At 70.3% G+C, this 14,969-nt stretch carries 7 protein-coding genes; 5 read left to right on the forward strand and 2 right to left on the reverse strand.

Annotation, left to right across the window (positions count from 1 at the left end; all coding sequences use genetic code 11):
• Positions 1 to 72 precede the first annotated feature (72 nt).
• Both VMR06_RS12030 and VMR06_RS12035 read right to left on the reverse strand, forming a co-directional pair.
• Entirely contained in the window at positions 73 to 798 is a 726-nt protein-coding gene (locus VMR06_RS12030) for an ankyrin repeat domain-containing protein (RefSeq protein ID WP_325376630.1), read from the reverse strand.
• Positions 795 to 8,093 carry an RHS repeat-associated core domain-containing protein gene (locus VMR06_RS12035; protein WP_325376632.1) on the reverse strand — a complete coding sequence of 2,433 codons (7,299 nt, stop codon included), beginning with the start codon at positions 8,091 to 8,093 and terminating at the stop codon, positions 795 to 797. The genes VMR06_RS12030 and VMR06_RS12035 overlap by 4 nt, the downstream gene beginning before the upstream one ends.
• 179 nt (positions 8,094 to 8,272) lie before the next feature.
• On the opposite strand from VMR06_RS12035, the gene VMR06_RS12040 reads away from it, so the two are divergent.
• The 5 genes from VMR06_RS12040 (at position 8,273) to VMR06_RS12060 (ending at position 14,363) form a co-directional block, all read left to right on the forward strand.
• Positions 8,273 to 9,616, forward strand: a complete 1,344-nt coding sequence (locus VMR06_RS12040; protein ID WP_325376634.1) for a hypothetical protein — start codon at positions 8,273 to 8,275, stop codon at positions 9,614 to 9,616.
• A gap of 177 nt (positions 9,617 to 9,793) precedes the next feature.
• Entirely contained in the window at positions 9,794 to 11,143 is a 1,350-nt protein-coding gene (locus tag VMR06_RS12045; protein ID WP_325376636.1) for a hypothetical protein, read from the forward strand.
• Between the two features lie 3 nt (positions 11,144 to 11,146).
• Positions 11,147 to 11,578, forward strand: coding sequence for a RidA family protein (locus VMR06_RS12050; RefSeq protein WP_325376638.1), 432 nt, complete (start codon positions 11,147 to 11,149; stop codon positions 11,576 to 11,578).
• 45 nt (positions 11,579 to 11,623) lie between these two features.
• The gene (locus VMR06_RS12055; protein ID WP_325376640.1) at positions 11,624 to 12,154 is read left to right on the forward strand and encodes a 3-hydroxyanthranilate 3,4-dioxygenase; all 531 of its coding nucleotides are present in this window, start codon (positions 11,624 to 11,626) and stop codon (positions 12,152 to 12,154) included.
• A 124-nt stretch (positions 12,155 to 12,278) separates the two neighbouring features.
• Positions 12,279 to 14,363, forward strand: coding sequence for an FUSC family protein (locus VMR06_RS12060; RefSeq protein WP_325376642.1), 2,085 nt, complete (start codon positions 12,279 to 12,281; stop codon positions 14,361 to 14,363).
• Positions 14,364 to 14,969: the final 606 nt, after the last annotated feature.

Here is a 14,969-nt window from a genome sequence, read left to right on the forward strand (position 1 = left end):
CGGCTCTAAGCTCGAGCGCCCGGATGAAGCGGCACGCGCCGCAGCGACCGGCATCGGCACACGGCTTCGCCGTCAATGGGGCCGCAGCCGTGCGTCCAGGTGCTCGGCGATCGCCGTATGCCCGTTCTCGCGCGCCAGCGTCGCGGCCGCGCCGTCGCGTGCGCCCGGATCGGCGCCGTGCTCGAGCAGGTACGCGACCACGTCGGCATGGCCGTTCTGCGCAGCGAGGGCAAGCGCGGCGTGATCGCGCGAGGCGACGTCGACGCCGTGCTCGACCAGGAACTGCACGATCGGCAGCCGGCCGTCGCGCGCGGCCACGATCAGCGCGCCGCCGTGCTCGGCGTCGAGCGGAACGCCGGACTCGCCGAGATAGCGCAGCACGTCCAGATGCCCCTTGGCGGCGGCGACCACCGCCATCGCGCCGTCGCGCGCGTTCAGATCGGCGCCGGCGGCGTGCAGCACGCGCACCACCGGCAGGTGGCCGTTCTGCACGGCCATGCCGGTCGCGTACTCGCCCTTGGCGTGCACGTCGCTGCCGTGCGCGAGCAGTTCGCGCACGATCTCGACGTGGCCCTGCTCGGCGGCGAGCCGGAACGGCCGGCAGTCCTCGGCCATCGGATCGGCACCGTGCGCGAGCAGCCAGCGCACGACCGGCAGATGGCCTTCCTGCGCGGCCAGCCGCAGCGCTTCCTGCTCGCCGGCGCCGATGCGCGCGCCGGCATCGACCAGCTCGCGCACGGCGTCCAGATCGCCGTGCGCGGCGGCACCGGCCAGGGCGTAGTCGAGTCTGTCGTTCAAAATACCGAGAATGCCGGTTTGATCGCCGTGATCGTCTGCGGTGGCCCCGAGCGCGACAATGCGCCCATGGCGGCCCCGGAGGTCTGATTGACGAAGCTGTTGATCGGGCCCTGGTTCTCGGGCATGCCTTCGCGGATGGTCAACCCGCCCTGAATGCGCGTCAAGAACTCGTCGACGTCCTGATTGGCGAAGTGATTGCGCAGCACCGCGAGCGCGGCGCGGATCGACTTGGGCGGCGTCGATGCGGTGCCGAACTGGCGCTGCCACTCGTAGCGCACCCAGGCCGGACTGGCGGTCTTGACCGGCTTGGTCACGCGGGTGCGCGCAGTGACCTTGCCACTGTTGATGATCTTGTTGGCATTGCGCGCCTTCAGGCGGATGTCGCGCTGGATCGCCTGGTAGTCCTTCTTGACCGGATAGCGGCGCTGCAGCTCGGTGATGTTCCATTCCTCGGTGACGACGCCGTAGGGGTCGATGCTGGCGCGGCACACGCGCGCCTTCTTCGACTTGGGATTGTGGACCAGCGCGCCGTCCTCGCCGACGCGATAGGTATGCGTGCCTTCGACCTCGAAGTTGTAGACGCGCGTGGGCGCCTGCGCCTGGTAGGTCGACACCGACGCGACCTCGATCGCCTTGCCGTCGCTGCCCTCGAGCAGCGAGCCGGTGCCGAGATCCTTGGCCGGGATCCAGCCGCGCTGGTGGCCGCGGAACGCGTGGTCGGGCGTGGTCGTGATGCGCTCGCCGCCGGCGAGCGTGATCTGGACGAGGAGATCGGTCTCGCGGCGCACCAGCTCGGAGACGGTGCCGTCGGCATCGACGCCGGCCGGTACGTCGCGGCCGGCGACGCGATCGCCGACCGCGATCGACTCGATCGGCCGGACCTGCCCGCCGGCGCCGATCACCGGCGTGCCGGCGACGAAGCTGGCGCTGCAGACGTCGCCGGCCAGATCGTCGGCGGCGCTGCTCTCGCGGCGCGCAGCCGAGGCGGCACTCTCCTCGAGTCCCTCGGCCGCGGCGCCGGAGCGCCGCGCGAACTGCGAGGCGATGCCGCCCATCGCCTCGCCGGCGACCGCGAACGCGGCGCTCCACAGCGCGCCTTCGCCGGCCGCCTGCAGCACGTCCTTGGCACTGCCGCCGCCGAGCGCGGTGAACGCGGCGTTCTCGCCGGCGCCGACCAGGACCTGACCGCCGATGCCAACCGCGACGCCGGCTGCCTCGGCCGCGAGTCCGCCGGAGGCGCCGATCGCGACGCCGGCTTCGACCGCCAGGCCGCCGGCGGCAGCGCCGACCGCGCCGATCGCGGCACCGGCGGCGAGTCCGGCGTAGGTCTTGCCGGATCGCCAGTTCCAGTTCAGCGGATTCATGTCGTGGTTGACGGTGGCGCCGCCGAAGTACGCGCCGACGACCGCGCCGATGATCATCGCGACCGCGAACGCGAAGTCGCCGTCGGGGTCGATCGCCGAGACCGGGTTGTTGCCGGCGTAGAGGTACGGACTCGTGAACTGGCCGACCGGATCGGGCGAGATGAAGCGGCCGAGCGCGGGCGCGTAGTAGCGCACGCCCATGTGGTAGAGCGCGGTGGTCGGATCCCATTCGCTGCCGACGAACTTCGGCCGGAAGTTGTCGACGCCGCTGCTGCTCGGCTGGTCGATCGCGCCGTCCGGCGTGTAGGCGACGGTCGCGGTGACGGTGCCGTTCTGGTCGGTCACCAGCACGGTGCTTTCCAGCGCATTGGGCAGGAAGAACAGCGAGCCGGCGGTCGGCACGCCGGCGCCGTTGGCGCCGGGCACCAGGGCCGCGTAGGCCGGCGGCGGGCTGCCGAGCAGGAAGCACAGCAGCACCAGCGGCGTGCTCCAGCGATAGAACGGGCGCACCGGCGCGACGCCGGGACGCGTACGCGTCGAACGTACGTAGAACAGGCCGAGCGCCGCGAACAGCAGGCCGGTGCCGAACGGCGCCGCGGCGCGGCCGGCGGCCGCGAGTTCGGCGCGCAGCCCGTGCACGGCCGAGAGCACGCGGCCCTTCAGCGTGCGCGGGCCGTACAGCTCGCGCAGCGCGGCCTGCGTCGCGGCACCGCCGGCATTGCCCTTGCCGTCGGCGGTGATCGCGGCGATCGGCGTGACCGTGCCGGGCACGTAGACGGTGTGCTGGAACGTGCCGTCGCCGCGGTCGACGACCTCGAACTGGCTGGTCACGCGCCAGGTCTTTTGCGCATCGCCGATGCGCTGGTAGAAGACGCGCCGGCCGCTGGCGTCGTAGGCGGCGTAGCCGGACTCGGTCTGGCCGTCGACCGTGCGGTCGACCTGCACCAGCAGGCCGCCGGCGTCGTAGGTGTACGCGAACGCGGCGGCGCCGTCGAACTGCGTCTTGAGATTGCCGTTGGCGTAGTAGTCCAGCGTCGCGCCGGCCGAGGTCGCGGTCAGCCAGTCCTTGCCGTCGGCATAGGTCATCGTGACGCCGGCCTTGTCCGAGACGTTGCCGAGCGCGTCGTAGGCATAGTCCTGCGTGCCGTAGGCGCCGCTGGCCCGGGTCAGGAATCCCATGTGCGCATTGGCCGGCTGCGTGTCGTAGCGGTAGGCCTCGCTGGCGGCGGCGTTGTGCTGGTCGGCGATGGCGGTCAGCGAGTTGAGCGGGTTCCAGGTATAGCTGCGCGCATACAGCGAGCCGGCGGTGTTGCTCGCGCTGGTCGTCTGCAGCTGCGAGAACGAGGGGCCGATCGGGAAGTAGCTATTGTCGACCGTGACGCCGGAGCGGTCGTAGCGGATGCGCTGCGCTTGGCCGAGCGCGGTATAGGCCTCGTAGGTGGCATAGGTGACCGCGCTGCCGCCGCCGGCCGGCGTCAGCGCGACGCTGCCGGTGGTCGCCTCGGTGAGGTAGCTCATCGACAGCACATCGCCGCTCGGATAGGTCGCCGTGGTCAGGCGGCCGAGCGGGTCGTAGCTCGATCCGTAGACGTAGCGCTCGCCGCCGAGCGTCATCGTGCCGGCCTTGGCCTGGCCGTACGCGGTATAGCCGTAGGTGTAGGCGAACGCGCCGGCCGCGCCCTGCTCCATCTGCACGCCGGTGAGGTTGCCCAGGCCATTGGCGTAGGTCGGGTCGTCGTAGACGTAGACCGCCGAGGCGGTGCCGCCGGCATAGGTCATCGTGCGCTGGCGCAGCCGGCCCATGCCGTCGTACTCGGGATAGGCGATCACGTTGCCGGCACCGTCGACGATCTGCCGCAGCGTGCCGGTGGCGTCGAACGTCCAGCTCGAGGTGCCGGTGTTGCTGCTGGTCAGCGTGCGCTGGCGGCCGATCGAGTCGTAGGCGATCGTGGTCAGGCGCGCCTCGGGCGCGGTGGTCACCGTGAGGATCTGGCCGAGCGGATCGCGCGCGTAGGTGGTGGTCGCGCCGTTCGGCGCGACCGCCTGTTCGACCAGGCCGCGGCCGCTCAGATAGGTGATCTCGGTCTGCGCCTCGGGCGTGCCGTAGGCATTGGTCCGCGTGATCTTGCGGCCACCCTCGGCGTAATCGATCTTGTGCTGGACGCCGGCCGAATCGGTCGACAGCACCGGCCGGTTGTAGACGTCGTACTCGATCGTCGTGGTCGGCGCCGGATCGCCGGCGTAGTACGGCGCGGTCGTGGTGTGGACGCGGCCCTGCGCGTCGAAGCCGGTATCGGACAGCACGCGCGTGGCCTGGCCGTCCTTCACGCCATAGCGCTCGGCGCGATAGACGCGGTCGAGGCCGTCGTAATACTGGCGGTCCCAGTACCAGGTGGTCTGATCGTCGACGCTCCAGGCCGGCCGCTGCTGCGTCTGCAGGTAGTAGGCACCGCCAGAGGCGGCCCAGCCGGTCGTTACCAGCAGAGTCTGCTTGCCCTGATCGTCCGGGCCGTAGACGCGCGCCGGCCGGCCGAAGCCGTCGATCTCCTGCGAGGTGACGTTGCCGTTGGGATCGGTCGTCGCGATCAGCACGCCGAACGCCGGCTCGTAGTCGGTGCGCGTCGTCAGCTGGTAGGAACTGCCCTCGCGCGTCAGCGGCGGCGAGGTGATCGTGGTGCGGAACGTGTGGTACGTGGCGTCGTAGGTGTAGGTCGTGGTGTCGCCGGCGGCATTGGTCGCGCTGAGGATGTTGCCGTAGGCGTCGAAGCCGAAGCCGTCGGTCAGGAACGTCGCATGCGTGTCGTCGTAGCGCGACGACGCGACGAGGTTCATGTTCGCGTCGTAGGCCTTCTTGCTCCAGCGCAGGTCGACCGCCGGATCCCAGCTGATCGCCGCCGGGTCGGTCGCGTCGAGGAACGCCTGGCAGCCGGCCTGGGTGCGGTCGATCTTGGTCTGCAGCTCGTAGCCGTAGCGGCCGGTCGTCGGATCGTTGTGGTAGCGCACGCAGGTGTAGACGTCGTCGTCGCCGATCGCCGCATCGCCGAGCTCGGCGGTCAGCGCGGCATTGCCGTAGGCGTCGTACTGGTACTGGGTCTGCAGCGTGTAGTCGGCGTTGCCGGCGGTGTACTGCGTCATCGTCTCGCTGGCGCGCAGCGGCTGATGGACGCCGAGCGCCTGCAGTGCCGGCAGCGCGGCGTCGACATAGGTGTAGACGCTGCGCGCGAGCAGCACGCCGGCGCCGTCGAGCGCCGCGCTCGAGGCGACCATGCCGGCGAACGGATAGGCCTGGTCGTAGGTGGACTTCGCGGCGCGCTGGCCGGCGACGTCGGTCATCGTCACGTCGGAGAAGCCGAGCCAGCCGTAGCCGAGCGCGTCGACGAGACCGCCGGCGTAGGCGTAGGTGTATCGGTACGTGTTGCCGCGACCGTCGCCGTTGGCGTAGGCCGACACCACGATCATCGAGCCGTCGACGTTGCGGACCGGATAGGCCGGCGCGCCGGCCGGCGTGTACAGACCGGCCGTCAGCGCCTCGTACTCGACCTCGACGGTGCCGCCGAAGCCGTTGGTCGCGCGCTGCAGCAGATCCGAGAACGGCCCGTTCGCGAGCTGCACGCCGAGCGCGCACTGGCTGAAGGCGCCGCCGGCCTCGAGCGTGCAGACGCTGTCGACGAAATCGGTCACGCCGTCGCCGTTGACGTCCTGGTACTCGGCATTGGCATAGGTACCGCCGTCGAGGACGCGGAACATCGCCTTCGGCAGGTTCCTGCCCATCGCGCTGAAGCCGGTGCCGCTGCCCAGATACAGCGCGAGATCCTCGCTGCCGTCGCGCCACTGCGTCGCGCGCGAGTAGCGCGTGGTGCCGTCGCCGTTCCAGTTGGTCAGCATGCCCTGCACGTAGGACACGCCATCGAGGATCGTGTACAGCGGGCCGGGCAGCTTGAAGCCGGCCGGCACGTAGCCGCCGCCGGTACCGAGATGGACGTCGAGCAGCATCTCGCCGCTGGCGGTCAGCTCGGTCGCGCGCGAGTAGTCCGGGATGCCGTCGCCGTTGATGTCGACCAGGGCACCGCTCGCCAGCGCCTGGCCGTTGACGATCCAGATCATCTGGCCCGGGAGGTCGTAGGCGTAGCGGAACGTGAAGTCCGGACTCTGCCCGAGGAAGACGCGCAGGTCCTGGCTGCCGGCATCGGCATTGACCGTGGCGGCCGAGTAGTCGGCGAGGCCGTCGCCATTGAGGTCGCGCAGGATGCCGGCGTCGCGCGAGCCGGTCGCGTCGATCGCGAACAGCGGCCCCGGCAGTTTCGTGCCGGTCGCGCTGAAGCCGCTGCCGGTGCCGGTGCCCTTGTACAGATCGAGCATCGTCTCGCCGGTCGCCAGCAGCACGGTCGCGCGCGAATAGTCCGGGATGCCGTCGCCGTTGACGTCCTCGAGCACGCCGCTGGCCATCGTACGGCCGTTGACCTGCCAGAACAGCGGTCCGGGCAGCTGGTAGTCGGCCTGCCGCACGAAGCCGCTGCCGCTGCCGAGCCAGACCGTGTAGTCGGTGGTGCCGGCGTCGTCGTTGCGCAGTGCCGGCGAGAAATCGAGGATGCCGTCGCCGTTGATGTCCTGCAGCACGCCGGTCTGCACGACCGACTCGGACGTGACGCGCCAGACCGGTCCCGGCAGCGAGTAGGACGCGGGCTCGAAGCTGCCGTCGGTCCGGCCGAGATAGACCGACAGATCGCGGTTGCCGTCGACGAACTCGACCGCCTTGGAGTAGTCGGCCAGTCCGTCACCGTTGAAGTCCATCATCACGCCGAACGGATAGAGCCGCCCATCGAGGATCACGTAGGTGGGACCGGGCAGCTGCGTCGTCGGCGCCGCGAACGTGGTCGGATCGGTGTACCAGTCGAAGGTCGTCGGCGGCCAGCAGACCGCGGCGGCATCGCACAGCGTGACGCTCTGCAGGCGCGAGCGCTGCGTGGTCGGGCTCGTCGCGTAGGCGAAGCGGTAGCGCAGCACGTCCGATGCGGTGCCGTCCTGCACGACCGAGGTCGTGATCGAGGTCAGCCGCTGCGAGATCAGCACCTGCGATCCGGCCAGGAAGCGCTTGACGACGTCGTCGCGCGACTCGTACTCGAAGCGCACCGAGCGCTGCGCCGCCAGGCCGGCGGCGGCGTTGCTGGTGTAGTCGATGCGCTGCGGGTAGTACTCGCCGCTGTCGGCGTCGTTGACGTAGACGACGCCGACCGCGTTGCCGTTGAGATCGGTGCGCGTATCGATCGACCAGGTGCGCACGGCGCCGTCGCTGCGGCCCTGCGCGAGGATGCGCGAGCCGGTCGCGCCGGTGGTGGCGCCGAAGCTCAGCGCATTGCCGTCCTTGTCGGTGCCGGTGAACGAGCACGGTCCCGATCCGCAGCTGCCGTGCGAGGTCAGCACGGTCCAGGTCTCGATCTCGGTGTGGTAGACGGTACCGTCGGCGCCGTAGCTGCCGGAGGTCGCGATCAGCCTGCGGCCGTCCAGGCAGTAGCGGTCGCGCGGACCGTAGTCGACACCGGCCTTGAATCCGTCGGTGCGGTAGTTGGCGCCGCAGCGCGTGATCGCCGAGATGCCGTTGAGCGCGAACCCCATGCCGAGGTAGCCGTTGCTGCGGTGGCTGTCGTAGGTGATCTGCAGCGAAGGCGCCACGCCGCCGGTGCCGGGCGGCACCTGCACCTGCAGCGTCCAGGTCGCCGCGCCGTTGCCGTCGACGCCGAAGCTGCCCGGCAGCGTACCGACCGGCGCCGACGGCACGACGTTTTCGGAGGCACGCGTCGAGGCGGCGCGCGTCTCGGCGCGGCGCGCCTCGGCCGGCGGATGGCCGGTCGCGACCAGCAGCGTACACAGCAAGGCGGCGACGGCCGGCCACAGACGCAGCACGCGAGTGCAGGCGATACGCGGATGAGACATGGTCGGCCCCCTTCTCCCTAGGTGGTCGGGCGCGGCGTCTGCGCGACGCGGGACCCGGTGTCATTGTCCGTAATGCGCAATGTATAAAATCAATCATGTTTCACAATGTCAATCTGTGTAATCTGTCTCAATCGGACTTCGCCGCCGGACGGGCGGTATTCACAGGGAGTAAAAGGACGATGATCCAGCAACAGATATTCGTATGTGGCGACGGTCTGCTGTCGCATCCGGTCAGCTATCTGTTTCATCTCGGGGAGGGAACGCCGCGCGGCCAGCCGGACAAGGCGACGCTGGGCAATACGCGATTGATCCTGGCGGACTGCCGGACGACGGAGGCGGCGCAGACGGCCGAATGGGTCAGCCAGGGACTGAAAGCCGGCCGGCCGATCCTGCTGCTGTGCCCCAGCCTCGACACGCTGGCTGCGTTGCGCGGCATCGTCGGCATCCTGCCGCAGCGCAGCGTCGCCGCCCTGCTGATCAGTGCCACCCAGAACGCTTCGGGCCTGACCGACTTCCGCGTCGAGGCGCTGGAATACACCACCGTCGCTGCCGGATCGAGTGCGGCCGACTCCCCGAGCAAGGCCGCGCTCGAGCTCGGCAAGACGCCGCCCGAAGACGCACCGATCGCCTGCGCCTGCATCGACTTCGCCTCGCTCGGCAGCGCCTTCGTCGACCCCGCGGCGGCCGATCTGTTCAAGGTCCACGTCGAACGGACGATGGACCGGACACGCGGCGCGGCGGTGATGCTCGACAACACGCCGCCGACCGGCCTGAAGTATTTCCTGCAGACGCTGACGTCAACGACCTCGTTCACCTACTCGCAGGGCGGCACCTCGAACAAAGGTGCCGGCGCGGCCACGTTCACGTGGACGGTCTGGGGCTTCCTCAACCAGACCCAGCAGGGCAATTCGCAGTATCTGGTCGTCGAAGGCCGCATCAGCGTCAACGCCGGCAGCCTGCATTCCAACGACGAATGCGACCGCGGCTTCGGCAATGCGTACGTGCTCGGCACGCTGACCGCGCCGATGAGCCCGCAGGCGTTCGTGCCGACCAGCGGCAGCGGCACGTTCAGCGGTACGGTGTCGATCCCGATCAGCTACAAGTCGCCGACCGGCGGCTACCAGATCTGGACCTATAGCGGGTCGATCAACAACACCGTCGACAAGTGGTCGTGCAAGTCGATCAGCTCGGGGGCGAGTCTCGGTGCGCAGTGGTGGATGACCGACCCGTGCGACGGCTCCAACATTCCAGACAAATGGAAGGACGCGTTCAGCACCTGGGGCCACGTCGGCGACTTTTCCGGCGCCACCAGCGGTTCGCTCGACGTCAACACGATCTCCTCGTGGTTCTCCAACACGCTGCTGACCGGCTACCAGAACGTCGGCGGCAACTTCCAGTGGGAAGGTGCGCGCTTCTGGGGCAGCAGCTGCTCGCCCGGCATGTACTGGGGGATCAACGCCGGCTGGAACTGGATCACCTATTACCCGGGCTTCAGCGTGGACTTCACACCGATCAACCCCTGAGCGGCCGCAGGACCGACGTGCGGCGCCGGGCGCCGCACGTCCCGGGAAGGCCGTCGCGCAATGCGCCGGCCCTGCACCGCGCGTGCCCGAACGCGGATCGATAATCGGCCGGCAATCAGCCGATAATCGCAGGCGGCCGGCGCGGATCGTCCGTCCGCCGCCCGTCAGGAGCCCGCCATGTCCGCACTCGCCGCCGTCGCCGCCGTCCTGTTCGCCGTCCAGCCCGCACAGGCGCCGCCGCAGGCGACCGGCGCGGCGATCCCGCAGCAGCGCGCCGCGGTCGAGAAGTCCGAGCGCATCATGGCCGAGGCGCAGCGCCGGCCCGGCCTGCTCGCGCAGTACCTGTATATGCGCGATGCCTACACCGGCACCACCGCGGTGCCGTTCCGGCTGATCTTCAACCAGTATCTGAGCTGGTTCCAGACCTGGGTCGGCGACTATGCCGGCGCGCGCACCACGTTCACGATCGCGCAGCCGGCGCAGAAGGGCGACAGCGCCTCGCCGCTCGGGCCCGGCTACCGCGCCGAACCGGCGGTCGATGCGATCGCGGCGCTCGCGCAGGGCCGCCAGGCGGTGTTCTTCAACGAGAACCATTCCAACGCGCTGACGCGCACGCTGACGGTGCAGATGCTCGAGCGGCTGCGCGCGCAGGGCTTCGACCATTTCGCGGCCGAAACGCTCTACTCCACCGACAAGAAGCTCGCCGCGCGCGGCTATCCGACCGCGGCGACCGGTTTCTACACCGAAGAACCGATCTACGCCGAGATGGTGCGCACCGCGCTCGACCTCGGCTACGTCGTCGTCGCCTACGAGGCCGAATCCGAGGCGATCGGCGACGCACGCGAGCGCGAGCAGGCGCGCAACCTGATCCGCCGCACGCTCGACGCGCATCCCGATGCGCGGATCGTCGTCAATGCCGGCTACGCCCACATCCAGGAGGCCGGCCGCTACTTCGACGGCAAGTCGATGGCGCAGCACTTCGCGCAGATGAGCCGGATCGATCCGCTGACGATCGAGCAGACCTTCATGACGCCGCATCCCGCGTCCACCGACGACCACCCGCTCTATGCCGCGGTGACCGCCCGCCTGTCGCCGCAGCAGCCGATCGTGTTCCGCGATACCGGCGGCACGCCGTGGTCGCTGCGCGCCGACGCCTACGACGTCAGCGTGATCTTCCCGGCCGAGACGCTGCGCCGCGGGCGGCCGACCTGGCTCTCGCTCGGCGGCGAACGCCTGCCGTATCCGGTCACCAGCGCGCTGTGCGACAACCAGTATCCGTGCCTGCTCGAGGCGCGCTACGCCGACGAGCCGGACGACGCGATCCCGGCCGACCGCGTCGTGTTCGATCCGGCCAACGCGGCGCGCACCACGCGCGACCGCGTGCGCACCTCGGCCGACGCCGAGCCGACCACCGACCTGTACCTGCGCCCGGACCGCTATCGCCTGACCGCCCGTTCGACCGACAATCGCGCGCTCGGCCGGCGCACGATCGACGTGAGCGCGGCGACCGCCACCCAGGGACACTGACGCATGAGCCTCGACACCATCCGCACCGAACGCGCCCCGGCCCCGGTCGGCGCCTATCCGCACGCGCGCCGCGTCGGCGACCTCCTGTTCCTGTCCGGCGTGGGCCCGCGCCTGCCCGGCAGCGGTGCGATTCCCGGCAACGTGAGCGCCGCCGACGGCACGCTGGCCGCCTACGACATCGCCGCGCAGACGCGCCAGGTGTTCGCGAATGTACGCGCGGTGCTCGAGGCCAGCGGCTCTCGCTGGGAGGATCTGGTCGACGTGACCGTGTACCTGACCGACATGGCGCGCGACTTCAAGACCTACAACGCGATCTGGGCCGAGCATTTTCCGGACGTGGACGGCGCGCCCTGCCGCACCACGCTCGGCATCACCGCCCTGCCGACGCCGATCGCGATCGAGCTCAAATGCATCGCCGCGCTGCGGAGCGCCTGAGCGCTGGCGTACCCTAGACGCACCGACTCTGCCAGGCGACCGCCGATGCTTGCCCCGCCCATCAACCTCCAGCGCTGGATCGACGAGCACCGCCACCTGCTCAAGCCGCCGGTCGGCAACAAGTGCATCGTCCAGGAGGACTTCATCATCATGATCGTCGGCGGCCCGAATGCGCGCACCGACTACCACTGGGAGGAGGGTCCGGAGTTCTTCTACCAGCTCGAGGGCGAGATGGTGCTGAAGATCCAGGAGGACGGCGCGGTGCGCGATATCCCGATCCGCGCCGGCGAGATGTTCTACCTGCCGCCGCGCGTGCCGCACTCGCCGCAGCGCATGCCCGATTCGGTCGGCCTGGTGATCGAACGCAAGCGCCTCGCGCACGAGGACGACGGTCTGCTGTGGTTCTGCGAGCGCTGCAACCACCGGCTCTACGAGGAATACTTCCACCTGGTCGACATCGAGCGCGATTTCGGCGCGGTGTTCGACCGCTTCTACGGCTCGCGCGAGCACCGCAGCTGCGCCGCCTGCGGCCACGTCAATCCGGCGCCGGCACGCTACATGGTCGATCCGACCTGAGTCCCCGCGCGACAGCCCGGTATCGGCGCCGGCGGCGCTCTGGGATGATGGCCGGCCCGCTGCGATCCGCTCGGGTCCGGGCCCTCACCGGCCGGTCGCGACGCCTTTCCTGATCTTCGGCCCGATGCTGCGTCCGCTGCTCCAACTCAAGCCCCGCGACGTGCCCTACCGGGTCGCGCTGCGCAATACGCTGGCCATGGTCGCGCCGCTGGCGATCGCCGCGGCGATCGGACATGTCGAGGCCGGCGTCGCGATGGCGACCGGCGCGCTCAATACGATGTTCTCGGACCAGCCCGGTCCGTACCGGCTGCGCATGCAGCGCATGCTGCTGACCGCGCTGGCCGCCGGCCTGTCGGCGTTCGCCGGCATGCTGCTCGGCGCCGATACGGTGCTGCTGGCCGTCGCGGCGCTGCTGTGGGGTTTCGGCGGCGGCCTGCTGGTCGCGCTCGGGCCGGAGCAGGCGCGCACCGGTCTGACCAGCATGATCCTGCTGATCGTCACCTCCGACCTGCACCGTCCTCCCGAAGAAGCGGCGATCGCCGCCGCGCTGATCTTCGCCGGCGGCCTGCTGCAGACCGCCGTCGCGATCGCCGCCTGGCCGCTGCAGCGCTACCGGCCCGAGCGCTTCGCGCTGGCGGCCGTGTTCCATCAGCTGGCCGCGACCGCGCGCCAGCATCCGGGGCCGGACCAGGCGCCGCCGACCACGCAGGCCGTGCAGGACGCGGTGATCCTGCTGCACGGCGAGCACCGCGCGCGCGGCGTGGCGGTGCAGGCGTTCCGCGTGATCGCCGAGGTCTGCGAGCGCGTGCGGCTGGAGCTGCTGGCGCTGTGCGAGATCCACGCGCGCCTGACCGACCCGATCGCGCGCGCGCGGCTCGATGCGATCCTCGAGCATGCCGCCTGGGTGCTCGACGGCCTCGCGCACGCGCTCGAGCACGCCGAGCCGCCGTCGGCCGCCGCGGCCGCGGTCTCGACGCTCGATCCGCTGGTCGCCGCGCTCGGCGAGGTGCGCAGCGGTGCCGACGACTACCTGCTGCGCATCGCCGCCGCCCGCGCCCAGGGTCTGGCCGGCCAGCTGCGCTCGGTCGTGCGCAACAGCGAGTTCGCCGGCAGCCGCGGCGAGATCCGCGCCGAGCAGATGGAGGCGCATCTGCCGGCCGCGCTGAAGCCGCGCGGCGCGCTGGCGACGCTGCGTGCGAATCTGCATCTGTCCTCGGTCGCCTGCCGGCACGCGCTGCGCTGCGGCGTCTGCCTCGCGCTCGCGGTCGTGCTGGAGCGCCTGCTGGCGATCCCGCACGGCTTCTGGATTCCGATGACCGCCGCGATCGTGCTGAAGCCCGACTTCGCCAGCACCTTCAGCTTCGGCGTGCTGCGCGTCGCCGGCACGCTGGCCGGCCTGCTGCTGACCACCGCGATCGCCCATTTCGCGATGGACGGCGTCGCCGCGCGCCTGGTGCTGCTGGCGGTGTTCTGCTTCGGCTTCCGCCTGCTGACGACGATGCACTACGGGCTCGGCGTCGCGCTGCTGACCGGTCTGCTGGTGATCCTGCTGTCGTTCGACGGCGTACCGCCCGGCGAGATGATCGTGCCGCGCGGCATCGCCACCGTGCTCGGCTGCGCATTGGCGCTGACCGCCTATGCGCTATGGCCGACCTGGGAACGCCTGCGCGTGCGCACCGCGCTGGCGGCGATGATCGACGCCTACCGCGGCTACGCGATCACGCTGCTGACCGAACGCGACACCGTGATGATCGAGACGCGCAGCGCCGCCCGTGCCGCACGCACCAATGCGCAGGCCTCGATCGACCGCCTGCGCGGCGAGCCGACGCGCTCGCGCCGCGAGCTGATCCTCGCCGAAGGCCTGTTCGCGAACGCCAACCGGCTGATCCGCGCCTGCATGTCGCTCGAGGCAGTGCTGCAGGACGCACCCGACCTGCCGCAGCGCGACCAGGTGCTGGCGTTCGCCGGCCGTGCCGATCAGGCGCTGGCCGCGATCGCCGCCGCCCTGCGCGACGGGACGCCGCTGGACCTGCCGTCGCTGCGCGGCGAGGAGCGCCTGCTGGCCGAGACGCTGGCGGCCGAGTCCTGCGCCGACGAGGCGACGCGCACGGCGCTGGTCGCGGTGGCCGATACCTGTGACCGGATTGCCGACAGCGTCGATACCTTGGCGTATCTGCTGCGGCCTTCGAACGAGGGGTTGGCGGCGTGACCGCCTGAGGGGATGTTTCTTTTCCGCTTGCCTTCGGTGGTTTCGGTTGCTGCCGAGCTGCGGCTTTTTGCTTCGTAGGCGGTCGGCATCCCTGCCTGTTTTCCGCTCGCTCCGGGGGAGCGGGTCGCTTCTCTTTGCGTGCCTACTGCGCAGCACGGGCGGCGTTAACGGCGGAGCCTTTTGATGTTTGAGGGGTGTCGCTTCGTAGGTAGGCGGCATCCCTGCGTGTTTTCCGCTCGCGCCCGCGAGCGGGTCACTTTCTCTTGCGTCCCCACAGCGCGGCTGGAGCGGCGAAGCCGGTCGATGTTGGGGTGGTTGTTGCTTCGTAGGCGGTCGGCATCCTGCCCTTTTCCGCTCGCTCCCGCGAGCGGGTTACTTTCTCTTGCGTGCCCACTGCGCCGCAGGAGCGGCGCGAACGGCGAAGCCGGCCCGGAGGGCGGAGCGCAGGATGCGCGGAGTCAGAGAAAGTAACCAAAGAGAAGGGCACCCCACAGACGTGCCCTCCGGGCCTCCTGCCCTGCGGGTCCGTGGGCCGGGACCGAGGTTCGTCGACAGCACCTCCTGTGCTGACGACGAACGCGCGGGCCTCCCTGCCCGCGCCCCTGC

It is taken from the genome of Dokdonella sp. (genome assembly GCF_035511235.1).
In the GTDB taxonomy this organism is placed as follows: Bacteria; Pseudomonadota; Gammaproteobacteria; order Xanthomonadales; family Rhodanobacteraceae; genus Dokdonella.